Genomic DNA, 23254 nt, shown 5'->3' on the forward strand with positions numbered 1-23254 from the left:
GGCACAGCGGGATCCTCGACCGGCCCGGTCAGGCCGGTTCCTTCTCCGACACCGCCGGGCGTAGCTGGCGCGCTGCGGCCAGGCCACTGCGTACGGCGCCATCCAGGTAAGGTCCACCGAGGTAGTCGCCCGCGAACGCCAGGCCCGGCAGGGCCGGCTGCGCGTCGGTGAACTCCCGGGTGCGGCGGACGTGACCCACGTCGAAACGTGGCAGGGCGCGCTCCCACCGCTGCACGTTGCGCAGTTCGGCACCGCGCAGCCAGTCGACCGGGCCCAACGCCTCGCGGAGGCGGCCGACCACCGCCTCTGCCAGGATGTCGTCGGGCCGGCCGGCGTGCCGATCGAAACCCTCGCCCGACAGGTACACGTGCACGAGCCTCTCCTCATCCGCGCCGTCGGCCGGGGCCAGCCTGAGATAGGCGTTGACGGCCGCGATCTCGGGCGCCTCGGCGGCGGGGAACAGCACGGAACCATCGGGAAACGCCGCGCTGGCCGCCCTGACCGCGAACGTCAGTACGGCGGTGCGACCGTAGGAGATGGACCGGAGGTAGGCGAGGGCCGGCTCGGGCAGGTCCGGCAGGATCGTCGCCGCCTCGCCCGCCGTGGTGGCGCAGACGACCGCGGGCGCCCGGTACGTCGTGATCCCATCGCCGGTGTCGGCCTCGATGCTGAAGTCTCCCGAGGTCTCGCGCCTGATCCGCCGGACAGTGGTACCCGTTCGGACCTCCACCCCTGTGGCCAGTGCCTGCGGGAACCGGGCCAGGCCACCACGCATGCGACGGGAGGCACCGGCGGTCGCGTGGGCCTTGAGGATCGCCAGCAGGACCGGATAGCTCGTCGTCTCCGCGTCCCAGTAGAGCATGCCCCGCAGCAGCGGCCCGAACAGGTATTCGAGGTTCTCGCTGCCGGCCCGCCGACGTAGAAAGTCCGCGCAGGACATCATGTCCAGGTGGTCGGCGCGGGCCAGGTCGGCGATGTCGAGGGCACGCCACCGGGCCGCGAGCCCGCCCGCGAAGCGGCACAGCCGGAGCTTGGCCGACGCGCCGACGGCGCTGCCCGCCAGCAGCTTCGAGCCGGGGAGGATGGGGCGCAGCGTACCGTCGCGCACGACATAGGTGCCCTGGTTGTACTCGGACAGCCGCCCTGACACCCCGAGCTCATCCATCAGCCGCAGCGTCGATGCGTAAAAGGGTGTCACAAAGGCGGCCCCGGCCTCGACCACATGGCCGTTGACGGCCACGCTCCGGACCCGCCCGCCGATCTGCTCGCCACCCTCCAGAACCAGTACCCGCTGACCGGACCGACGGAGATCGTGTGCCGCAGTCAGGCCCGCGACCCCACCGCCGACCACCACGACGTCAGCGGATGTTCCGTGCACCACCAGATGTCTCCCGCGTGAGCCCGTGTCGATCAGAGTGCACTGCCCGGAACGTCGGACACCGCGGTGTCGCCCGGCGACCGGCCTCTGTCGATGTCCAACCTATCGCGTGGCCGGCTCACCTGGGCGTTCGGGCGCCTGCTCGGGTCCGGGCCAGGCTTAGCGGAGCGGGCCGCTGGGTATGTGTCTGCCGGGTGCCGACGCCGGACCGAAGGAGGCGACCATGGTCGGCAGGATGATCAAGCGCTGGGCGGTAGTCGCGGTCGCCGTGCCGCTGGCGGCGGCCGGGGCGCGCAAGCTCAGCTCGGTGGTGGAGTCCCGCAGGGGCCCGTCGTCGCGTACCTCGAAGCTGCTGCGGCAGGCCGGGGACGCGCTGCACCGGAACAAGCGGCGCCGCGCAAGGCGGTGAGCCGCGACAGGTTGCCCGGTCCGGAGCGCGGTCGGGGTCCGTTGCCACCGGACCGGGCAACCGCCTCTCAGGTCAGGACGGGCAGTCGCCGGCCGCGCGGCGTTCGGCGATCGCGTCGGCCGCGCCCGAGGCGTACTCGACCAGCACGCCGCCGCCCGGGTCGAACCGCCAGGCGTCCTGCTCCAACCGCAGTGAGCTGTTGCCCACGGTGTCGTCGCGGCGCCAGGTCAGGTCGACGGCCGTCTCGTTGACCGGCGTCACCTCCTGCAGCTGGAACTCGACGCCGTCCTGCACCGGGCACGTCTCGTTGGTCTCGACGAACACGTCCTCCGGCACCGACTGCTGGGCCTCGGCGGTCCACAGCTGCCAGGCGCCCGACCAGTCGCCGCTGGCGATCAGGTCGAACTCCTGCTGGGCGACGTCGAGCGCCTCGGCGACGTTGACCTGGATCGGTTCGCGGGTCTCCGTCGGCGTGTCGACCCCCGGGACGGACGGGGTACCGGGGGACCCCGTCGGGGGCGGGGTGCAGCCGGCGACGAGTGTCAGGGCGGCCACCCCGACGAGTACGCTCGCGGTAGAGCGGCGCATGACCGTTCCTCCTCTCGGTGCGCCTCCGGCAGGGGACGGCTTGGGAGCGCTACCAGAGGTCAATCTGGCAGCTTAGGCCCAGCATCAACTTTTGTCGATCACCTGCGGGTGGTCGGATCGGTGCTGTGTATCAGGTGTGTGAAACCTTGTGAACAAAGTTGCGCTGGTGGCCTCGGCCTTTTGGCTGCTCTGCCTCGCCACATGCCGAGATAGTCTCGGTGAACGGGTTTCACCTCTTGTTCACGAACGTTCAGCCTGATAGAACACGGGGGGTGGCGCGCCGCACTTCGCGGCCCGCTTCGTCGCCCGACCCGCTACCTGAACGCACAGCTACCTGAATGCAAGGTCACCCTCGCCGTTCACGACGGAGGACTTCTCCCATGGCTGGTACCTCTCCGCGGGGCGGATCCGCCTCGCCCGCCCTCTCCCGCCGGTCGGTGCTCCAGTTCGGGGGCATCGGCGCGTTCCTGTTCGCCACCGGCGCCTGTGCCTCCGGCTCGGGCACCGACGGCTCCGACGACGCCTCCCCGGGCACCTCCGCCGACACCCTGCGCATCGCCGTCTCCAGCTACCTGAGCAGCTGGGACCAGGACTTCGTCGGCTTCGACCCGATCGCGCTCATGCTGTACAAGAACGTCTTCCCGTACATGATCGACTACGGGGTCACCGAGGTCGACGGCTCCCGGATCCTCGACACCGAGAACATCGTGGCGACCTTCGCCGAGTCGTTCGAACCCAACGAGGACCAGACCGTCTGGACCCTCAAGCTGCGCCGGGGCGTCACCTTCGCCAGCGGCAACGAGATGACCGCCGCCGACGTCAAGTGGTCCAAGGACCGGGCGTTCGCCGCCCAGGCCAACGTCGCCGGCATCTACCGGACCATCGGCCTGACCGAGCCGGACCAGGTCACCGTCGTCGACGACTACACCGTGCAGTTCACCCAGGCGTTCCCCAGCGCGCTGACCCGGCAGATCCAGGCGATCTCGCTGTACGTCTTCGACTCCGAGGAAGCCAAGAAGCACGCCACCGACGCCGACCCGTGGGCCACCGAGTGGTTCGCCAACAACGCCCCGACCGGCGGCTACTTCAACGTCGAGCGGGCCGTGCAGGGCCAGGAGATCGTGCTCGCCGCCAACGAGGGCTACCCGGGCCCCGACCCGGCGCAGACCAAGACCATCCGGATCTCGGTGGTTCCGGCCGCCGCCAACCAGCGACTCCAGCTGGAGGCCGGCGACATCGACGTGGCGCTGGGCATCGGCCAACGCGACATCGCCGACCTGAAGAACACCGACGGCGTCAAGGTCATCTCCGCGGCCAGCAACGAGCAGGTCGCCATCCAGATGTCGGTGACCACCGCGCCGTTCGACAACGTCGACGTCCGCAAGGCCCTCGCCCACGCGGTGCCGTACGACCAGATCATCAACAACGTGTACGGCGGCGACGCCCGCCCGACGAAGAGCCTGGTGCCGCTGGACATGCCCGGCTACGACGAGCGCGGCTACCCGTACGGCTACGACCCGGACGCCGCCCGCGCCGCGCTCGCCGCCGCCGGGGTCGACCAGATCAGCTCCGAGCTGGTCTACGCCACCGACAACGACACCCAGCAGCAGATCGCGGTCCTGGTGCAGAGCGAGGCCCGCAAGGTCGGCATCGAGCTGGAACTGGTCTCGCTGGACCCGGCCACCCTGGCCGAGCGGCGGCAGCAGAAGAACATCCCGCTGCAGATCACCGCCGGCCAGCTGTGGGTCAACGACGTCGAGTACATGCTGGCCACCAGCTTCGTCGAGGGCGCCAACCTCAACTACTCCAACTACGTCAACCCGGAGCTGGAGGAGATTTACGAGCGGTCGCACACCGTCGTCGACCCGGCCGAGCGCAACGAACTCTGGCTGCGGGTGCAGGAGATCCTGGCCGCCGACGTGCCCTGGGCGATCCTCTGCCAGCCCAACTTCAACCTGCCGGTACGCGAGGAGGTCAGCGGCTGGGTCCAGCCGATGGACGGACTGGCCCGGCTGCGCTACCTCCGCGCCTCGGCCTGACCGACTCCGGCACCCACCCCTCATGCGCATCGCCCGCTTCGTCGCCCGCCGGCTGCTGCAGCTCGTACCGGTGCTGCTCGGCGTGGTCGTCGCGACCTTCGTCCTGGTCCGGGTGCTCCCCGGGGATCCGATCCGGACCATCCTCGGCCCGAACGCCACCGAGGTCGAGGCCGCCGCCGCCCGGGCCCGCTACGGACTGGACCAGCCACTGTGGAAGCAGTTCCTGGACTACCTGGGCGGGCTGCTCACCGGTGACCTCGGCACGTCGATCCAGAGCGGCAACGCGGTCGCCGGTGAGCTGGCCCTGCGGGTCGGCCCCACCCTGCAACTGGTGGTGCTGGCGGTCGCCGTGGCGGTGCTCATCGCCGTGGTCGGCGGCATCTGGTCGGCGCGCCGCGCCGACCGGGCCGCCGACCACGGCATCCGGGTGCTGGCCCTGATCGGCAACTCGGTGCCGGAGTTCTGGCTCGGCCTGGTGCTGGTCCTGGTCGGCTACAGCATGCTCGGGTGGTTCCCGGCACCCAGCGGCCGGGTCGACCCGGACACCGACCTCACCCCGATCACCGGCGCCGAGCTGATCGACGCCGCGCTGACCGCCAACGGGCCGGCGTTCACCTCCGCGCTGGCCCACCTGGCGCTGCCGGTGGCCACCCTGGCGATCGTGGTGGTCGCCCCGCTGCTGCGCAGCGTGCGCGCCTCCGCGCTGGAGGTGCTGCACTCCGAGGCGTACACCGCCGCCGCCGCGCACGGGCTGCGCGACCGGCTGCTGCGCCGCGGCTACCTGGTGCGCTCCGCGCTGGTCCGGCTGCCGTCGCTGGCCGCCCTGGTCTTCGGCACCGCGGTCGGGTCGACCGTGCTGATCGAGTACGTCTACTCGTGGCAGGGCTTCGGCCAGTGGGCGCTGCGCGGGCTGCTCTACCGCGACTTCCCGGTGGTGCAGGCCTCCGTGCTGCTCATCGCGGTCTGCTACGTCCTCGTCTTCCTGATCGCCGACGTGGTGCACGCGATCCTCGACCCGAGAGTGAAGATCTGATGGTTGACCTGCGCGCGGCCGGCGGACCGGCGGACAGCGCCGACGACGCCGCCCCGGTGGTGGCCGCCGGCACCGCCCGGGGCGGCCGGTTCGCCACCGTACTGATCTCCGTCGGCGCGACGATCCTCGCGGTGGTGGCACTGGCCGCGATCGCCGCACCGCTGCTGTCGTCCTGGGGTCCGCAGGAGATCGACCCGGCCGGCACCCTGCTGCCGCCCGGCGGCAGCCACCCACTCGGCACCGACATCAACGGGATGGACGTGTGGAGCCGGCTGCTGCACGCCGGCCGGCTCGACCTGGGCATCGCGGTCGCCGCGGTCGCCCTCGCCGTGCTCGCCGGCACCACCCTCGGCCTGGTCGCCGGCTACTTCGGCGGCTGGATCGACGACGTGCTGATGCGGCTGCTCGACATCTTCCAGGCGTTCCCCACCTTCATCCTGGCGCTCGCGGTGGCCGCCCTGCTCGGCGGCGGCACGGTCAACCTGATCCTGACCATCGCCCTGGTCAACGCCCCCGGCTATGCCCGGCTGGTGCGGGCCGAGGTCCGCTCGGTACGGGAACTGCCGTTCATCGACGCCGCGGTCACCTCAGGGGCGTCGCACCTCGGGGTGCTGTGGCGGCACGTGCTGCCGAACAGCCTCACCCCGGTGCGGGTGATCGCCCCGCTGGGCTGCGGCTGGGCGATGCTCACCCTGGCCGGGCTGTCCTTCCTCGGGCTGGGCATCTCGGTGCCGACCGCCGAATGGGGGTCGATGATCAGTCTCGGTTCGCCGGACGTGGTCGCCGGCCGCTGGTGGACCTCGGTGCCGCCCGGTCTGTTCCTGCTGATCAGCGTGTTCGGCTTCAGCCTGCTCGGCGAAGGGCTGCAGGAACGCGCGGAAGCGAAACGGCGGTGACCGCGATGGACCCGACGACGATCACCCGGGACCTGCTCGCCATCGAGAACCTGTCGGTGCTGATCCGCCGGCCCGGTCGGCAGGTCGCCGCGCTCAGCGGGGTCAGCCTGCACGTCGACCGCGGCGAGGTGGTCGGCCTGGTCGGCGAGAGCGGCGGCGGCAAGTCCATGGTGGCCCGCTCGATCGTCGGCCTGCTGCCCGGCGGCGCTCAGGCCACCGGCCGGGTCCGCTTCCACGGCGGCGACGCCACCGCCGACCCCGGCGGCGGGCCGGGTGACGGTGCCGCCGGTGACGGCGACACCGGCGGCCCGGTCGACGTGCTGCGGCTCGGCCCGGAGCAGCTGCGCCGCCACCGCGGCAACGGCGCGGCGATCTGCTTCCAGAACCCGCGCGGCGCGCTCAGCCCCACCCGTACCGTCGGTCGGCAGTTGACCGACCGGCTCACCACCCACCAGGGGATGACCCGGCAGCAGGCCCGTCAGGCGGCCGGGGAACTGTTCGCGGCGGTCGGTATCCGCAGCCCGCAGCGGCGACTCGACGCGTACCCGCACGAACTGTCCGGCGGGATGGCGCAGCGGGTGATGATCTCGCTGGCCACCGGCTGCGCGCCCGGCCTGCTGATCGCCGACGAACCCACCACCGGCCTGGACGTCACCCTGGCCCGGGAGATCCTGCGGCAGTTCCGCCAGGCCGCCGACGCCGACCGGCGTGGGGTGCTGCTCATCTCGCACGACCTGGCCTCGATCGCCGAGGTCTGCGACCGGGTGGTGGTGCTCTACGCCGGCACCGTCGTGGAGAGCGGGCCGGCGGCGCAGGTGCTGCGGGCCCCGGCCCACCCGTACACCCGGGCGCTGCTCGCCTCGGTGCCCGACGTGGACGGCCGCCCGGTGCGGGCCACCGCCGGCGGGATGCCGCTGCTGACCGCCCCGCCCGACGACTGCCCGTTCGTCTCCCGGTGCGCGCATGCCACCGACCGCTGCGCCGCGCAGCGTCCGCCGACCGGGGCGGTGCCCGGTGGCACGGCCGGTTGGACGCTGGCCTGCTTCCACCCGCAGACCGGGCCGTTGGTCACCGACCCGGCCGTCGTCGCATCGCCGGTGCGCACCGCGACGAGAGCCGACGCGACGAGGGCCGACGCCGAGCCGGTCGGCCCGGCCGAGCGGACCGTGCTGCGCATCGACGACGCGCACGTGGTCTACCGCAGCCGGTTCGGCCGCGGCGGGCACCACGCGCTGCGCGGCGTCGACCTGACCGTCGCCGCCGGCGAAACCCTCGGCGTGGTCGGGGAGAGCGGCTGCGGCAAGTCGACCCTGGCCAAGCTGATCCTCGGGCTGGTCGAGCCGGCCAGCGGCACCGTGGAGATCGGCGGCGCCCGGATGGCCGAGCTGCGCGGCCGGGCGCTGCGCACCCTGCGGACCCGCGCCCAGCTGGTGTTCCAGGATCCGTTCGGCGCGCTCAGCCCGCGCCGCACCGTCGCGGACGCCATCGCCGAACCGCTGCGCGCGCTCGGCGTACCGGCACCGCAGCGGGCCGAACGGGTCGGTGCCGCGCTGGACCGGATGGAGCTGGACCGGTCGATCCTCGGCCGCCGCCCGCACGAACTCTCCGGCGGGCAGGCGCAGCGGGTCGGCATCGCCCGCGCCCTGGTCGGCGACCCCGACCTGATCGTCTTCGACGAGCCGACGTCGGCGCTGGACGTCACCGTGCAGGCGCAGATCCTGGAGGTGATCCGCGACGTCGCCGCCGACCGCGACCGGGGCAGCGTGTTCATCTCCCACGACCTGGCCACGGTACGCGGCTTCGCTGACCGGGTGATCGTGCTCTACCTGGGCCGGATCGTCGAGGAAGGGCCGGTCGACGAGGTCTTCACCAGCCCGGCGCACCCGTACACCCGGGCGTTGCTGTCCAGCGCGCCCAGCCTCGGCGCCGGGTTCGGCGGTGGCCGGGTCGACCTGCTCAAGGACCTCGACGAGACCGACGCCGCCGCCGGCTGCCCGCTCGCCGCCCGCTGCCCGTTCGTCACCCCCCGGTGCCGCACCGAACAGCAGCAGCTGCGGCCGTACGGGCGCAGCCGGGCGGCCTGCTGGCGGGCCCCGGAGATCCCCGACCTGCTGACCGAATCCGAAAGGTGACCTGAGACGATGCCCGCACCGCACATCCGGCTCGCCGTCGACATCGGCGGCACCTTCGTCGACGCGATGGAGCTGGACACCCGCACCAACCAGGTCCGGTTCCGCAAGGCGTCCACCACCCCGGCCCGCCCCTGGGAAGGGGTGCTGGACGCGGTGACCGCGCTCGGCACCGACCTGTCCCAGGTGGAGCTGTTCATCCACGGCACCACGCTCGGGCTCAACGCCGTGCTGGAGCGCCGGGGCGGGGCCACCGGCATCATCACCAACGAGGGCTTCCGGGACGTCTTCCTGCTCGGCCGGGGCAACGTGCCCGCCGACCACATGTACGACTTCCAGTACGAACGGCCGGAGAGCCTGGTCAAACGGCGGTACACCGCCGGGGTCACCGGCCGGCTCGACTACCGGGGTCGGGTGGTGACCGAACTCGACCCGGACAGTGTCCGGGCCGCCGCCCGCACCCTGGTCGAGGAGCAGGGGGTCGGGTCGATCGCGGTCTGCTTCCTGCACTCGTTCGTCGACCCCAGCCACGAACGCGCCGCCGCCGCGCTCATCCGCGAGGCGTACCCGCAGGTCAGCGTCTCGGTGTCGACGGACATCGTGCGCGAGCACCGCGAGTACGAGCGGACCAGCACCACCGTGCTGGAGGCGTACATCCGGCCGATCTTCGAACGCTACGTCGACGAGCTGGAGTCCGGGCTGGCCGCCCGGGGCTTCGCCGGCCGGTTCCTGATCATGCGGTCCGGCGGCGGGTCGATGACCTCGACGACGGCCAAGAAGTCGCCGACACACACCGTGCTGTCCGGCCCGGCCGGCGGCATCGTCGGCGCCGCCTACCTGGCCGGCGCGCTAGGCCGGGACAACCTGCTCACCTTCGACATCGGCGGGACGTCGCTGGACGCCTGCGTGATCGAGGCCGGCAGCCCGGTCGCCGCGTACGAGGCGCAGCTGGAACACTTCCCGCTGCTGATCCCGACGTACGACATCCGCACCATCGGCGCCGGCGGTGGCTCCATCGCCTGGCTGGACCGGGGGCTGCTGAAGGTCGGTCCACAGAGCGCCGGCGCCGATCCGGGGCCGGTCTGCTACGGCCGGGGCGGGCAGCGGCCGACCGTCACCGACGCTTCGGTGGTGCTCGGCTACGTCGACCCGGACCGGTTCCTCGCCGGCACCATGGGTCTGCAGGCCAAGGCGGCGCAGGCGGCGCTCGACGAGCAGATCGCCACCCCGCTGGGGCTGAGCCCGACCGCCGCCGCAGCCGGTATCTACGACGTGCTGCTGGCCCGCACCGTCGGCGCGGTCCGGCAGATCACCGTGGAACGTGGCCACGACCCCCGGGTGTTCTCACTGCTCGCCTTCGGCGGCGCCGGCCCGCTGCTGGCCCCGCTGCTGGCCCGCGAGATGGGCATCCGGGAGGTGGTGGTGCCGTTCGCCCCGTCCGGCTTCTCCGCCTGGGGGATGCTGTCGGCCGACATCGTCGACGACTTCTCCCGGACCGTGCTGGCCACCCTGGACGCCGACGCCCCGGAGGGCAGCGTCGACCTGGCCGCGCTGGCGGCGATGTTCGTCGAGGTCGAGGCCGAGGCGGTGGGCTCCCTGGTGGAGCAGGGCGTGGACGCCGGCTCGGCGGTGCTGGAACGCCAGTTGGAGCTGCGCTACCTCGGTCAGGAACACACCCTGATCGTCACCGTCGGCGCCGAGCTGGACCGCGACGCGGTCCGGGCCGCGTTCGAGGAGTTGCACCGCACCCGGTACGGCCACGCGATGAGCAACCGGCTGCAGATCCTCAACCTGCGGGTGCGCGGCATCGGCCGGACCACCCGCCCGGAGCTGGTCCGCCCGCCGGCCGGCGACGGCGACCCGACCCGGGCGCTGCTCGGCCACCGCGACGCCTTCGACTTCGGCACCCGCGAGGTGGCGTCGTTCGCCGTCTACGACCGGGCGAAGCTGGCGCCGGGGGACCGGTTCGCCGGGCCGGCCCTGGTCGACGAGGGCACCTCCACGACGGTGGTGCCCAGCGGGCAGTACGTCGAGGTCGACCCGCACGGCTACCTGCTGGTGACCCTGGAGGAGGCGAAGTGAGCACGCTGGACGGAGCCACCGCCGAGGTGGTGCGCAGCTACCTGATCTCCGCCGCCGAGGAGATGCGGGCCACGTTGATCCGTACCTCGTTCAACCCGGTCATCTACGAGGTGCACGACTTCGGCATGTCGATGTACGACGCCGACCTGCGGCTGATCGCCGAGGCGACCGGGTTGACGTTCTTCCTCGGCGCCAACGACTTCTCGCTCGCCAAGGGGGTCGAGTACGTCGGCCGGGAGAACCTGCACCGCGGCGACATCGTGCTGCTGAACTACCCGTACTGGAACGCGGCGCACGCCTCGGACGCCACCCTGTTCGCCCCGGTGTTCATGCCGGACCCGGACGACGCCAATCCGGACGCCGACGGCGACCTGGTCGGGTTCCTGTGCGTGCGGGCGCACTGGATGGACCTGGGTGCCAAGGACCCGGGTTACGTGCTCGACTCCACCGACATGCACCAGGAAGGGCTGATCTTCCCCGGCACCAAGGTGGTGTCCCGGGGCGAGCCGGTGCACGAGATCCACGAGCTGATCCGGTTCAACTCGCGGATGCCGGCCGAGGTGCTCGGCGACCTGCACGCGCAGATCGCCGCGCTGCGCACCGGGGAGCGGCGCTTGCTGGAGATCCTGGCGAAGTTCGGCCGGCCCACGGTGGCCGCCGCCGTCGAGGCGATCATCGCCGACGGCGAGGCCCGCAGCCGGGCCGCCCTGGCCGCGCTGCCGCAGGGCTCGTGGACCGCGACCGACTGGGTCGACGACGACGGCATCACCGAGGAGCCGGTGAAGATGCAGGTCACCGTCACCATCGCGGACGGCACCTTCACCGTCGACTTCGCCGGCTCGTCGGCGGCGGTACCCGGCCCGATCAACATGCCGTACGGGGCGACCGAGGCGATCTGCAAGGTGATCCTGAAATCGTTGACCTCACCGGACCAGCCGTCGAACGCCGGCACCATCGCGCCGCTGCGGGTCAGGGCCGAGCCGGGCACCCTGTTCCACGCCGTCTACCCGCAGCCGACGTTCACCCTGTGGACCGGCATCGTCGCCGTCGAGCTGATCCTCAAGGCACTCGCCCAGGGCATGCCGGACCGGCTGCCGGCCTCATCCGGTGGGGACGTGCCCGGGTTCATGATGGTCGGCATCCACCCGGACACCGGCCAGCTCTTCGCGGTCAGCAACAATGACCCGGTCGGCTGGGGCGGCACCCGGGAACACGACGGGATGAACGCCGCCACCCACGTCTCCGGCAGCACCGGCCGGATGACCCCCATCGAAGTTCTGGAAGCCCGGACCGGGATGTTCTTCGAACGGTTCGAGATGCGCACCGACTCCGGCGGCGCCGGCCGGCACCGGGGCGGCGTGGGACTGCGGCGCGACATCCGGTTCATCACTCCGGGCGAGTTCCTGTCGGTGATCAAGAAGACGAAGTCGGCGCCCTGGGCGCTCGACGGCGGCGCGCAGCCGGACCCGAACCAGGTGATCGTGCACCCGGGCACCGACCGGGAACGGCGGGTCAGCACGAAACGGACACCGGTGGTGCCCGGTGACCGGGTCACCCTGCTCACCGCCGGTGGCGGCGGGCACGGCGACCCGCGCGACCGCGACCCCGAGGCGGTCCGCGCGGACGTCGCCGAGGGCTACGTGTCGCCGGCCGCCGCCCGCGAGGTGTACGGGGTCGACGTCGATGACTGATACTTCCAGGGTGGACGGTGCGGCGACCGAGGTGGTGCGCAGCTACCTGGTGGCCGCCGCCGAGGAGATGCGCTCCGCGCTGGTGCGCACCGCGTTCAACCCGGTCATCTACGAGGTGTACGACTTCGGCATCTCCATCTACGACGCCCGGCTGCGGCTGGTCGCCGAGTCCACCGGGCTGAGCCGGTTCCTGGGCGCCAACGACTACTCGATCCGCAAGGGCGTCGAGTACGTCGGTCGGGAAAACCTGCACCCCGGTGACGTGGTGCTGCTGAACTACCCGTACTGGAACGCGGCGCACGCCTACGACGCCACCCTGTTCGCCCCGGTCTTCCTGCCGGAGTCGGCCGGTGCCGGCGGTGACGGGCCGGCCGGGGACGGCACTCTCGTCGGGTTCCTGTGCGTGCGGGCGCACTGGATGGACCTCGGTGCCAAGGACCCGGGCTACGTGCTCGACTCCACCGACATGCACCAGGAAGGCGTTATCTTCCCCGGCACCAAGGTGTTCCGCCGGGGCGAGCCGGTGCCCGAGATCATCGAGCTGATCCGCTTCAACTCGCGGATGCCGGAACTGGTCATCGGCGACCTGCACGCCCAGGTCGCGGCGCTGCGCACCGGTGAGCGCCGGCTGATCGAGCTGGTCGAACGGTTCGGCCTGGCCACCGTGACCACGGTCGTCAACACCGCGATCGCCGCCGCGCAGGCGTCCGCCGCCGACGCGCTCGCCGCGCTGCCGCAGGGCTCCTGGACCGCCGTCGACTGGCTCGACGACGACGGCATCACCGACGAGCCGATCAAGATGCAGGTCACCGTCACCATCGCCGACGGCACCTGCACCGTCGACTTCACTGGGTCGTCACCGGCCGTCGCCGGACCGGTGAACCTGCCGTACGGGTCGACCATCGCCACCGCCCGGGTCGCGTTCAAGGCGCTCACCACGCCGACCGAGCAGACCAACGCCGGGCACTTCACCGCGCTGCGGGTGGTCGCCGAACCAGGCAGCCTGTTCCACGCCGTCTACCCGGCCGCCACGTTCACCCAGTGGACCGGCACGGTGGCGATGGAGCTGATCTACCGGGCGCTGGCCCAGGGCATGCCGGACCGGCTGGCCGCCTCGTCCGGTGGCGACGTGCCCGGGTTCATGATGGTCGGCACCCACCCCGACACCGGCCAGTTGTACGCGGTCAGCAACAACGACCCGGTCGGCTGGGGCGCCTCGCCCGACCACGACGGCATCGGCCCGGCCAACCACCTGTGCCAGACCCAGGCCCGCAACACCCCGGTCGAGGTGCTCGAAGCCCGGACCGGGATGTTCTTCGAACGGCTGGAGATCCGCACCGACTCCGGTGGTGCCGGCCGGCACCGGGGCGGACCCGGGCTGCGCCGCGACATCCGGTTCGCCACCGCCGGCGAGTTCCTGTCCGTGGTGAAGAAGACCAGGTCGGCGCCGTGGGCGTTGGCCGGCGGCGGGCGGCCCGACCCGATCCAGGTGATCGTGCACCCCGGCACCGACCGGGAACGGCGGGTCAGCACCAAACGCACGCCGGTCGCACCCGGCGACCGGGTCACCCTGCTCACCGCTGGTGGCGGCGGGCACGGCGACCCGCGCCGGCGCGACCCCGAAGCGGTCCGCGCCGACGTCGCCGAAGGCTACGTGTCACCGGCGGCAGCCCGCGACGTCTACGGCGTACCCGTCCCCGCACCCGCAGAAAGGCCCGCGATGACCACATCTGACGAGCGGAAGCCGGCATGAGCGCCGCCACCCACCCCGGGCCGGTCGACACCGTCCTGACCAACTGCACCGTCGTCGACGCCCGCATTCTTGACGGCGTCGGCCCGGTCGCCGACGCCGCCGTCTGGGTACGCGGCGACCGGATCGCCGCCGTCGGACCGGCCACCGAGGTGACCGCCGCCGCCCGCGCCGAGGCCGACGTCACCGAGGTCGACCTCGGCGGGGCGTACCTGACGCCGGGGCTGACCAACATGCACACCCACCTGTCGCTGTCGCTGCCCGGCACCGGTGGGCAGAGCGTCAAGGACATGACCCCGCACGAGCTGGCCCTCTACATGGCCGACGGGGCCCGGCGCACCCTGCTCTGCGGGGTGACCACGGTCCGCTGCGTCGCCGAGAAGGACCACGCCGACTTCGCGCTGCGCCGGGCGATCACCGCCGGCCGGGTCACCGGGCCACGGATCTTCACCGCCGGCCGGGCGCTGGTCTGCACCGGCGGGCACGGCCACGAGAGCACCGACACCCTGGAATGCGACGGGGCCGACGGGTTCCGGCGCGGCGTGCGCAGCCAGATCAGGGCCGGTGCCGACCTGATCAAGGTGATGATCTCCGGCGGGATCGCCGGCGAACACGAGTCGATCCACACCCGGCAGCTGTTCCCCGACGAGATGGCCGCCGTCATCGACACCGCGCACGCCTGGGGGCGCAAGGTCACCGCGCACGCCGGCCCGGCACCGGTCATCGGCGAGGCCGTCGAGCTGGGGCTGGACTGCGTCGAACACGGCTACCAGCTCACCGAGGAGGTGGCGGCGCGGATGGCGCGGCGCGGCACCGCGCTGGTGCCGACCCTGCTGGTCACCCGGTGCAAGGAGTTCTTCGACGAACTCGGCGTACCGCAGTGGATGCAGTGCCGTTCGCTCGGTGCCGGGCCCCGGCACCTGGAGAGCTACGCGATGGCGTTGGCCGCCGGGGTGGAGGTGCTGCTCGGCAGCGACATGCCGCCGTTCTGGCAGTTCGAGGGCACCAACGCCTCGGTGCGGGAGCTGGAGTACCTGTCGGAGAGCGGCATTGGCCCGGCCCGCGCCCTGTACGCCGGCACTCTCGGCCCGGTCCGCTGGCTCGGCGCCGAGGCCGACCTCGGCACCGTCGAGACCGGCAAGTACGCCGACCTGGTGGCGATGGACGCCGACCCGACCGCCGACACGTCGGCGTTCCGGGGGGTGCGCTGGGTGATGTCCGACGGCCGGGTGGTCCGCGACGACCGCACCGGCTGGACCGCCTGGTGAACGACGTGAGGAGCAGAATGTCCGAGCAGGAGACCGCCGAGATCGCGGCCGCGATCGGCGACATGTACGACGCGTTCCTCGCCGGCGACCGGGTCCGCTTCGACCGGCACCTGCACGCCGACGTGACCACCTGGGAGACCCACCTGCCCGGCCCGCTGCGCACCCGCGACCAGCTGGACGCCTACCGGTCCCAGCGCGACGCCGCCGGGGCCCGGCCGGTACTGGACCGGCTGGCGCCCGAGGACGTGCGGATCGACGTGTGGGGCGACGCCGCGGTGGCCCGCTACGTGCTGGTCGCGGTGCCAGCCGGCGGCGGGCCGGCCGAACACAGCCGGGTCACCGACGTACTGCGCCGCACCGGCGACGGCTGGCGGATCGTGCACCACCACTCCGAACTGGTCCGCCACCCGGCGGGACCGGCCCGCGAACCGGCGCTCGAACCGGCCCGCGGCCCGGCATGAGACGCCTCGTCGCCACCGGGTACGGCGAACCCGACCAGGTGCTCACCGTCGCCGACCTGCCCGACGACCCACCACCCGGCCCAGGCCAGATCCGGATCGCCGTCGCCACGGTCGGGCTGAACTTCCTCGACGTGATGCTCTGCCGGGGCGAGTACCCGGTCCGCCCGGCGCCGCCGTTCACCCCCGGCGTGGAACTGGCCGGCCGGGTCGTGGCCACCGGTGCCGATGCCGAGGCGCTCGCCGACACCGACGTGGTGGCCTGTCCGGCGCTGCCGCACGGCGCGCTCGGCGACACCGTCACCATCGACGCGGCGCTCGCCGTACCGCGTCCGGCGGGCATCGACCCGGTCGTGGCCGCCGCCGTCCCGGTCACCTACCAGACCGCCTGGTTCGCGCTGGACCGCGCCGCGGTCCGGCCCGGTGAGACGGTGCTGGTGCACGCCGGAGCCGGCGGCGTCGGCATCGCCGCCACCCAGCTGGCCGCCGCCCGGGGTGCCCGGGTGATCTGCACCGCCGGCGGGCCGGCGAAGACCGCGCTGTGCCGCGACAACGGCGCCGACGTCGCCGTCGACTACCTGGCCGGCGACTTCGTCGCGGCGGTCCGCGACGCTACCGGCGGCGCCGGCGCGGACGTCGTCGTCGACCCGGTCGGCGGTGACGTGTTCACCCGGTCGCTGGACTGCCTGGCGTTCGAGGGCCGGCTCGTCGCGGTCGGCGCCGCCGGTGGCAACCCGCCGCCTGTCGACCCGATGCGGCTGATCGCCGGCAACCACACTCTGATCGGGCTCTCCTGGGGCTCGACGTACCCGTGGACCCGGCCGGACGCGGTCGCTCAGGCGTACCGGCGGATCTTCGACCTGATCGCGGCCGGCACGGTCCGGCCCCCGGTGAACCGGGTCGTCGACCTGGCCGGCACCCCGGCCGCGCTCGCCGACCTGGCCGACCGGCGCACCACCGGAAAGATCATCGTCCGGATCGACCCGAGGGAGCAACGATGAGCGATCAGACTGCCGGCCCCGACGGCGGCGACATCACCGCCGGCGGTGACATGGAGGTCTACGACCTGCGGGTCAGTGTGGACCGGATCGCCGGCCGGTCGGTCTGCGGGATGGCCGTCGGCGACCACTTCGACCTCACCGACAGCGCACACCTGAAGATCCCGGAAGGGAAACACTTCTGCGTGTACGCGCTCGCGTCGGTGCTGCCGTTCCTGGCCGCCAAGCAGCGCGACATGCCGCCGGGGGACTGGCTGGAACGCGACACCCTGTTCGCCTGCCCGGACCCGGAGGAGGGCCTGGTCATGCGGGTCGAACGGACCTGCAAGCGGCGGATGAACTCGGCCGACCTGACCTGAATCATCGGAGGTTCGCGTGGCTGTGGAAATTGGACTCGGACTGCAGAGCGACAAACGCGCCGGCGACTACGCCCGGCTTGCCCGTGCCGCCGAGGCGTACGGCTTCGACGTACTGAGCGTCTTCGGTGACCTGATGTACCAGCCGCCGATCTTCCCGCTGCTGGAGATGGCCGCCGCCACCGAGCGGGTCCGGCTCGGCACCGCCTGCCTCAACCCGTACTCGATGGCGCCGTACGAGATCGCCGGCCAGCTCGCCGCCCTCGACCTGGCCTCGCGCGGACGGGCCTACCTGGGGCTGGCCCGCGGCACCTGGCTGGGCGCGGTCGGCATCGAGCAGCCGCGTCCGTTGACCGTGCTCGCCGAGGCCGCCGAGGTGATCCGTCGGTTGCTGCGCGGCGACACCGCCGGATTCGACGGCAAGGTGTTCCGGCTGGCGCCGGACACCGCCCTGCGGTACGCCGTGCACCGTCCGGACCCGCCGCTGCTGCTCGGCGCGTGGGGGCCACGCGGTGCCGCGCTCGCCGGCCGGATCGCCGACGAGATCAAGGTCGGTGGCAGCGCCAACCCGGACATGGTGCCGGTGATCCGCGACCGGCTGCGTCCCGGCGCCGACGCCGCCGGCCGCTCCGTCGACGACGTCGGCATCGTGTTCGGCGCGGTGACCGTGGTGGACACCGACGGCGCGGCGGCGCGGGCGAAGGCCCGCGCCGAGGTGGCGATGTACCTGGCGGTGGTCGCCGACCTGGATTCGACCGTCACCGTGCCGGACGAGCTGCTGGCGCAGGTCAAGTCGCTGGTGGCGGCCGGACGCGACGTCGACGCCGGCCAGCTGGTGCCCGACGATCTGCTGGACCGGTTCGCCTTCTCCGGCACCCCGGAGCAGGTGGCCGCCCAGGCGCAGGCGCTGATCGACGCCGGGGTGCGTCGGGTCGAGTTCGGCACTCCGCACGGGCTCACCGACGACCGTGGCGTGGAGCTGCTCGGCAGCGCGGTGCTGCCGCTGCTACGTAGGGAGGCTTCCCGATGACAGTCGACGGTGTACTCGTCGTCGCCGGCCCGGGGCTGGCCGTCGACCCGGAACTGCTGCGGGGCCTGGTCGTCGCCGAAGCGGCCGGCCTCGGCGTGGTCGGCGACTTCGTGGTCGCCGCCGACGCCGACGAGGTTCGCGGCCTGCTCGACGGGGTCGGCAGCGTCGGCGGACGCGCGGTGGTGCTGCTGCCCGGCCCGGACCCGGCGGTACGGGCGCTGCTGGCCGCCGACGGCCGCTGGGCGGGACGTACCGTCCACTACGACCCGCAGGTGACCGACCCGCAGGCGACCGACCCTGGATCGGTCCACCTGTCCGGCCGGGGAGTGTGGGGGCTGGCCTGGGCGATCCGGCACGCCGTGCACCGGCTGCGCCGCCCGGCGCGGCGGATCGCGTACGGCCCGGACCCGGAACAGTGGGGCGAGCTGCGGCTACCGGCCGATCCGTCTGAGGTGTCCGCCGGGCCGTTGCCGGTTGCGGTGCTACTGCACGGCGGCTTCTGGCGGTCGATCTGGGCGGCGGACCTGATGGACGCGCTCGCCGTCGACCTGGCCGACCGGGGTTACGCGGCGTGGAACCTGGAGTACCGCCGGCCGGACCGGCACGGCTGGCCGGCCACCACCGCCGACGTGGCGACCGGGCTGGCGGTGCTGGCCAACCTGCCGGAGCTGACCGGTGGCGCGGTGCCGGACGGTCTGCTCGACCTGGACCGGGTCGCGGTGTTCGGTCACTCGGCCGGCGGGCAGTTGGCGGTGCGGCTGGCCGCCGACGGCGGCCCGGTGCCGGTGGCGTTGGCGGTCTCCCTGGCAGGGGTGCTCGACCTGGCCGAAGGGGACCGGCGCCAGGTCGGCACCGGCGCGGTCGCCGCCGCGCTCGGCGGTGGCCACGACATCGTGCCGCAGGTGTACGCCGCCTCGGATCCGATGGCCCGGCTGCCGATCGGGGTGCCGCAGCTGATCGTCCAGGGTGCCGGCGACGACCTCGACCTGATCGACTTCAACCGCCGGTACGTGGCGGCGGCGCGGGCCGCCGGGGAAGACCCGGGCTGGCTGGAGCAGCCGGGCGACCACTTCTCGGTGATCGACCCGGCCGCGCCGATCTGGCAGGCGACGATGACGCAGGTGGACCGGGTCCTGGGCCGGTGACGGGCCGGATCCGGTCAGCCGTCCCGAAATTATTACGTGTCAGTGAACATGTTGCCCACTAGTGGGCAGTGCGGCGGTCAGAACAGCCGTGGGGTGACCACCGACACGACGGTGGTCACCTGGTCGGTGTCGTTGTACAACCGGTGCGGGGTGCTGGACCGCAGGTGCAGGCTGTCGCCCGGGTAGAGCCGGTGCTCCACCCCGTCGACCTCGTACAGCAGCTCGCCGCTGACCACGTAGGCGAACTCCTCGCCGAAGTGCCCGTACGCCTCCTCGCGACGCCCGCCCGGCGCGATGTGCACCAGCATCGGCTCCAGCACCAGGTTGGGGCCGCGGTCGGAGAGCATCCGGTAGGTCTGCTGACCGGAGACGTACTCGGTGGCACCGTTGTCGGCCCGGGTGAGGGTGAAGTGCACCGGCAGGCTGCCCTGCGGGTCCTCGGCGGTTTCGGTCGGCTCCGCGCTGAAGAACTCGGCGACCGGCCGGTCCAGGGCGGCGGCGACGCTGTTGAGCGCGGTCAGCCCGATCGACGAGACACCCCGCTCGACCTGGGACAGGAACCCGATCGACAGGTTGGCGCGGCTGGCCAGACCGCGCAGGGTCAGCCCCTGCTCCTTGCGGAACTGGCGCATCCGGGCGCCGACCAGATCCTGGCGTGCGTCGCCGTCGGCGACGACGCGATCAGACCTGCGCACCGGACCTCCCGTGACCCCCCGCGCGGACCGCCCGCCGGGCCGCGCCGATTCTTGTTCGATGGTATCGAACTAACTGCCCCAACCGGAACCCCGACCGGACGTCGTAGACGGCTAATGCGCACCCTGACGAGCGCACACCCGCCGACCGCGAGCTTGACTACACAGCGTGTCGATCGTCTTCCTTGACGTGAAATCCTGCGGAGAACGGGATTGACGGAAGCTGGTGTCCGGTGGCTAGGCTGCTCCAGCATTCACATTTACACATCGCGGGGGTGGACGTGCCGTACGGCAGGCGCCAGTTGACGTTCGACGCAGACCGGGTACTCAAGGGACTGTCGGGTTGGCCGCCGCGCCTCGCTGCTGGCGTGGCGACCCTGCTGGTGGTCACCCTGGTGCCGGCCGCACCAGCGGTCGCCGCAGCCAACCAGGCACCGGACCGCCCGACACAGCTCACCGTGCACGGCCGGGCCTGCGAGCCGGGCGCCGGCAGAGTCTGGACGCTCACGACGACACCGACATTCGCCGCCCGCGCCAGCGACGCGGACGCCGGTCAGCAGTCGCTCACCACCACGTTCTCCTGGCGGCGGGTCGGTCAGCCCCCGCACACCATGCAGCAGGTGCAGCAGAGCACCGGCAATCCGTCTTTCGCCTCCGCTACGGTGCCGACGGCAGCGGCGCTGGAGCACGGCGCGTCCTACCTGCTCCGCGCGCGCACCAGCGACGGCACGTCGACCGGGGGCTGGTCGAAGCCGTGCCGGTTCACCGTGGACGTCGTCGCACCACAGCCACCGTCGGTGGTCACCTCGGCCGACTATCCGCCGATGACCCCCAACCAGCCGCCGGTCGGCGGGGTCGGTATCCCGGGAATCTTCACGATCAGCCCGCCGGCCGACGCCACCGGCATCGTCGGCTACGCCTACACCCTCGACAGCGGCATCGGCCCCGGCTCCGCGCCGGTGGTGCCGGCCGCCGCCGACGGCTCTGCCACGCTCGAGCTCCAGCCGAGCAGAGACGGCTTCAACACCTTGCGGGTCTGGTCGAAGGACCAGGCAGGGCTGGTTTCCACCGTGGTGGAGTATGAGTTCCGGGTCGCCAGCGGCAACGCGCCGGCCGCGCACTGGGGCTTCGACGACGGTGGTGCCGTCGGCGACGACGACACCGGCAACGGCAACCCCCTCACCGTCGTCGGAGCCACCACCGCGCCAGGACGGAGCAGTCCCGCCCTGTCACTGACCTCAGCCGGCGACCACGCGGCCACCACCGGACCGGTCACCTGGCCGCACCCGACGACTGGAGCCGCGCTCACCCTGCGTACCGACCTGACCTTCACCTTGTCGGCGTGGGCCAAACTCGATGCGGCCGGCACCGCACAGACCGTCGTCACGGTCGACGGCAGCACCACCTCGGTCGCCTCCATCGGCTACGACGCGACCGCCGACCGGTGGCGCTTCACGATGGCCGACGGCGACTCCGCCGCCGCCACGCTGATCAGCATGGACTCCGACACCGCCGCTGTCCCCGGCCGGTGGACCCACCTCGCGGCGACCTACCACAACCCCTCTGGCGCGATGCAGCTGCACATCAACGGCGTTCGGCAGAACGCGACCGCCACTCTCGCCGGCAGCGTCGCCGCCACCGGGCCGGTGACCATCGGGCAGGCGCTCCGGGCCGGCGCGGCCACCGACCAGTTCTTCGGCCAGCTCGAGGACGTCCGCGTCTACCAGCGAGCGCTCTCCACATCGGAGATCGGCGAGCAGGCCCGCCCGTTCGCGCCCCAGGTCAGTCTGCCCGACGGAGCCAGTGTCGATCTGGGCACCTCCGTCCCGGTGACCTTCGACGCCGGCGGTGACACCAACGTGACCCAGTTCCGCTACAGCGTCGGCTCGGCCATTCTGAACCAGAACGCCGTGCCGGACGTGCCCGGGGGCTCGGTCACCGTGTCCGTCACTCCGACGGCACTCGGTGACGTGCCGGTATTCGTCGGCAGCCGGACCGCCGAAGGCCTCACCAGCCCGCTCACGAGCGTGACCCTGCAGGTGCTGCCCGCACCCGTGACGGTCACCGGCACCGTGTACGGAACGGACTTCATGCCGGTCGGTGCCGGCGTAACGGTCACCCTGGAGCCGGGCGGTCGGCAGACCTCAACCGGCGCCGACGGCGGTTTCAGCTTCGCGGACGTCGACCCGGGGCAGTATTCCGTGACCGCGAGCTCCGGCGGTGGTGACTGTGGAACCGTCGCCAGCACGGAGATCACCGTCCCCGATATCGCCGACGTCGTGCTGTTCCTGTCCCCGGTGGCCAGCCCGGACGGCAGCCTCTGCCAGGAACTGACCCAGCCGTTCACGCCGGTGTCCGGCACGGCGCTCGCCCTCACCGGTGACGACGAGGTCACCGAGACCGCCCTACCGTTCCCGGTCACCTTCTACGGCCAGACCTACGACTCGGCCTGGGTGGACACCAACGGCATCCTGACCTTCACCGACCCCGGCGGCTCGCATCCGACACCGGCCGGCATCCCCACCGTCGGCGGACCTGATGCGATGGTCGCCGCGTTCTGGGACGACCTGATCGTTGACGGGCAGGCCAGCGTGGTGACGGCGACGCGGGGCTTCGCGCCGTTCCGCGAGTTCGTCGTCGAATGGCGGGACGTACGCCGCGCCGTCGACCCCGACGAGCGGATGACGTTCCAGGTCGTGCTCGGTGAGCTGGGCGTGATCCAGGTCAACTACACCGGGATCGACCCGGCCAGCCCGGGTGAGCGCGGCGTCGGTGCCACCATCGGCGTCGAGAACGCCACCGGCACCGGCGGCCTGGAGTACTCGTCCAGCGCGCCGGTGCTCGTCGACGACCGTACGGTGGCCTTCATGCCGGGTGTCTGACCGTCGTGGTGTCAAGCTCCGGGTTGATGGAGAGTCGGCTAGCTGGTTTCCGACTTCAGTGCGTCGAGCGCGAGCTCCGTGTAGAGCGACGTCGAGACCGCTGGTGTTTCTCCCAGATTCTTGATGTCTCCAGGTAACCCGGTGCGGGACAGATCGATGGAGATGTCGGCCCACGGTTCGTGTCGGCCAGCTATCCGCCGGCCGACACGTCGAGCATCAGATCTACCGCTTCCTACATGCCGTAGCGGGAGTCGAGCAAGTCCAAGATCTGTGCCGCGGTACGGAGCTGACCAGTTCTGCCGGAGCGGCCCGCGATCGTGGTGAGAGCCGCCCAGGCTCGGGTGGGGTCGAGCGCGACGGTGTTCGCCGCAAACTCGGTCGGGGATCGAGGATGACGGTGTTCCACACCGGTCGGTACAGACCTTCGATC

At 72.2% G+C, this 23254-nt stretch carries 18 protein-coding genes; 15 read left to right on the top strand and 3 right to left on the bottom strand.

The window, feature by feature from the left end; translation table 11 throughout:
- Window positions 1–28 precede the first annotated feature (28 nt).
- A complete protein-coding gene (locus ACN27J_RS01210; RefSeq protein WP_421362529.1) occupies window positions 29–1381 on the bottom strand; it encodes a protoporphyrinogen/coproporphyrinogen oxidase in 1353 nt (450 codons plus the stop codon).
- A gap of 220 nt (window positions 1382–1601) precedes the next feature.
- On the opposite strand from ACN27J_RS01210, the gene ACN27J_RS01215 reads away from it, so the two are divergent.
- Window positions 1602–1787 (top strand): hypothetical protein, encoded by a 186-nt coding sequence (locus ACN27J_RS01215; protein WP_421362531.1) that lies wholly within the window; start codon window positions 1602–1604, stop codon window positions 1785–1787.
- 72 nt (window positions 1788–1859) lie between these two features.
- Here ACN27J_RS01215 and ACN27J_RS01220 read toward each other — a convergent pair whose 3' ends face one another.
- Window positions 1860–2375, bottom strand: coding sequence for a hypothetical protein (locus ACN27J_RS01220; RefSeq protein ID WP_421362534.1), 516 nt, complete (start codon window positions 2373–2375; stop codon window positions 1860–1862).
- 380 nt (window positions 2376–2755) lie between these two features.
- On the opposite strand from ACN27J_RS01220, the gene ACN27J_RS01225 reads away from it, so the two are divergent.
- From ACN27J_RS01225 to ACN27J_RS01285, 13 genes are read left to right on the top strand one after another with little or no spacing between them, the layout of a single operon-like run.
- Window positions 2756–4414, top strand: coding sequence for an ABC transporter substrate-binding protein (locus ACN27J_RS01225; protein WP_421362537.1), 1659 nt, complete (start codon window positions 2756–2758; stop codon window positions 4412–4414).
- A gap of 22 nt (window positions 4415–4436) precedes the next feature.
- Window positions 4437–5447: an ABC transporter permease gene (locus ACN27J_RS01230; RefSeq protein WP_421362540.1), complete on the top strand. Its 1011-nt coding sequence runs from the start codon at window positions 4437–4439 to the stop codon at window positions 5445–5447.
- Window positions 5447–6343, top strand: a complete 897-nt coding sequence (locus ACN27J_RS01235; RefSeq protein WP_421362543.1) for an ABC transporter permease — start codon at window positions 5447–5449, stop codon at window positions 6341–6343. The genes ACN27J_RS01230 and ACN27J_RS01235 overlap by 1 nt, the downstream gene beginning before the upstream one ends.
- 5 nt (window positions 6344–6348) lie before the next feature.
- Entirely contained in the window at window positions 6349–8475 is a 2127-nt protein-coding gene (locus ACN27J_RS01240; RefSeq protein ID WP_421362546.1) for a dipeptide ABC transporter ATP-binding protein, read from the top strand.
- A 9-nt stretch (window positions 8476–8484) separates the two neighbouring features.
- On the top strand, window positions 8485–10554 hold the full coding sequence (locus tag ACN27J_RS01245; RefSeq protein WP_421362549.1) for a hydantoinase/oxoprolinase family protein: 2070 nt from the start codon (window positions 8485–8487) through the stop codon (window positions 10552–10554).
- Complete coding sequence (locus ACN27J_RS01250; RefSeq protein ID WP_421362552.1) at window positions 10551–12245, top strand: hydantoinase B/oxoprolinase family protein; 1695 nt, start codon at window positions 10551–10553, stop codon at window positions 12243–12245. The genes ACN27J_RS01245 and ACN27J_RS01250 overlap by 4 nt, the downstream gene beginning before the upstream one ends.
- On the top strand, window positions 12238–13998 hold the full coding sequence (locus ACN27J_RS01255; protein ID WP_421362555.1) for a hydantoinase B/oxoprolinase family protein: 1761 nt from the start codon (window positions 12238–12240) through the stop codon (window positions 13996–13998). Before ACN27J_RS01250 ends, ACN27J_RS01255 begins: the two co-directional genes overlap by 8 nt.
- A complete protein-coding gene (locus ACN27J_RS01260; RefSeq protein WP_421362558.1) occupies window positions 13995–15263 on the top strand; it encodes an amidohydrolase family protein in 1269 nt (422 codons plus the stop codon). The genes ACN27J_RS01255 and ACN27J_RS01260 overlap by 4 nt, the downstream gene beginning before the upstream one ends.
- A 17-nt stretch (window positions 15264–15280) precedes the next feature.
- Window positions 15281–15724: a DUF4440 domain-containing protein gene (locus ACN27J_RS01265; RefSeq protein ID WP_421362561.1), complete on the top strand. Its 444-nt coding sequence runs from the start codon at window positions 15281–15283 to the stop codon at window positions 15722–15724.
- Complete coding sequence (locus tag ACN27J_RS01270; protein WP_421362564.1) at window positions 15721–16722, top strand: zinc-binding dehydrogenase; 1002 nt, start codon at window positions 15721–15723, stop codon at window positions 16720–16722. The genes ACN27J_RS01265 and ACN27J_RS01270 overlap by 4 nt, the downstream gene beginning before the upstream one ends.
- On the top strand, window positions 16719–17078 hold the full coding sequence (locus ACN27J_RS01275; protein ID WP_421362566.1) for a TIGR04076 family protein: 360 nt from the start codon (window positions 16719–16721) through the stop codon (window positions 17076–17078). The genes ACN27J_RS01270 and ACN27J_RS01275 overlap by 4 nt, the downstream gene beginning before the upstream one ends.
- A gap of 16 nt (window positions 17079–17094) precedes the next feature.
- Complete coding sequence (locus ACN27J_RS01280) at window positions 17095–18105, top strand: LLM class flavin-dependent oxidoreductase (RefSeq protein WP_421362569.1); 1011 nt, start codon at window positions 17095–17097, stop codon at window positions 18103–18105.
- A complete protein-coding gene (locus tag ACN27J_RS01285) occupies window positions 18102–19250 on the top strand; it encodes an alpha/beta hydrolase fold domain-containing protein (RefSeq protein WP_421362572.1) in 1149 nt (382 codons plus the stop codon). The genes ACN27J_RS01280 and ACN27J_RS01285 overlap by 4 nt, the downstream gene beginning before the upstream one ends.
- 77 nt (window positions 19251–19327) lie before the next feature.
- Here the strand turns inward: ACN27J_RS01285 and ACN27J_RS01290 are convergent, their stop codons facing one another.
- Window positions 19328–19945: a helix-turn-helix domain-containing protein gene (locus tag ACN27J_RS01290; RefSeq protein ID WP_233605752.1), complete on the bottom strand. Its 618-nt coding sequence runs from the start codon at window positions 19943–19945 to the stop codon at window positions 19328–19330.
- 299 nt (window positions 19946–20244) lie between these two features.
- Here ACN27J_RS01290 and ACN27J_RS01295 point away from each other — a divergent pair, with 299 nt between their 5' ends.
- Window positions 20245–22824, top strand: a complete 2580-nt coding sequence (locus ACN27J_RS01295; RefSeq protein WP_421362575.1) for a LamG-like jellyroll fold domain-containing protein — start codon at window positions 20245–20247, stop codon at window positions 22822–22824.
- Window positions 22825–23254 lie beyond the last annotated feature (430 nt).

Origin of the sequence: Solwaraspora sp. WMMB762, from assembly GCF_049179115.1 — a bacterium.
GTDB lineage: Bacteria > Actinomycetota > Actinomycetes > Mycobacteriales > Micromonosporaceae > Micromonospora_E.

What these genes read in the sequence shown, in the direction of transcription:
- ACN27J_RS01270 (WP_421362564.1), top strand. Translation starts at nt 15,721, where the DNA reads ATGAGACGCCTCGTCGCCACCGGGTACGGCGAACCCGACCAGGTGCTC.
- ACN27J_RS01275 (WP_421362566.1), top strand. Translation starts at nt 16,719, where the DNA reads ATGAGCGATCAGACTGCCGGCCCCGACGGCGGCGACATCACCGCCGGC.
- ACN27J_RS01265 (WP_421362561.1), top strand. Translation starts at nt 15,281, where the DNA reads ATGTCCGAGCAGGAGACCGCCGAGATCGCGGCCGCGATCGGCGACATG.
- ACN27J_RS01235 (WP_421362543.1), top strand. Translation starts at nt 5,447, where the DNA reads ATGGTTGACCTGCGCGCGGCCGGCGGACCGGCGGACAGCGCCGACGAC.
- ACN27J_RS01260 (WP_421362558.1), top strand. Translation starts at nt 13,995, where the DNA reads ATGAGCGCCGCCACCCACCCCGGGCCGGTCGACACCGTCCTGACCAAC.
- ACN27J_RS01255 (WP_421362555.1), top strand. Translation starts at nt 12,238, where the DNA reads ATGACTGATACTTCCAGGGTGGACGGTGCGGCGACCGAGGTGGTGCGC.
- ACN27J_RS01240 (WP_421362546.1), top strand. Translation starts at nt 6,349, where the DNA reads ATGGACCCGACGACGATCACCCGGGACCTGCTCGCCATCGAGAACCTG.
- ACN27J_RS01230 (WP_421362540.1), top strand. Translation starts at nt 4,437, where the DNA reads ATGCGCATCGCCCGCTTCGTCGCCCGCCGGCTGCTGCAGCTCGTACCG.
- ACN27J_RS01245 (WP_421362549.1), top strand. Translation starts at nt 8,485, where the DNA reads ATGCCCGCACCGCACATCCGGCTCGCCGTCGACATCGGCGGCACCTTC.
- ACN27J_RS01285 (WP_421362572.1), top strand. Translation starts at nt 18,102, where the DNA reads ATGACAGTCGACGGTGTACTCGTCGTCGCCGGCCCGGGGCTGGCCGTC.
- ACN27J_RS01215 (WP_421362531.1), top strand. Translation starts at nt 1,602, where the DNA reads ATGGTCGGCAGGATGATCAAGCGCTGGGCGGTAGTCGCGGTCGCCGTG.
- ACN27J_RS01220 (WP_421362534.1), bottom strand. Translation starts at nt 2,375, where the DNA reads ATGCGCCGCTCTACCGCGAGCGTACTCGTCGGGGTGGCCGCCCTGACA.
- ACN27J_RS01225 (WP_421362537.1), top strand. Translation starts at nt 2,756, where the DNA reads ATGGCTGGTACCTCTCCGCGGGGCGGATCCGCCTCGCCCGCCCTCTCC.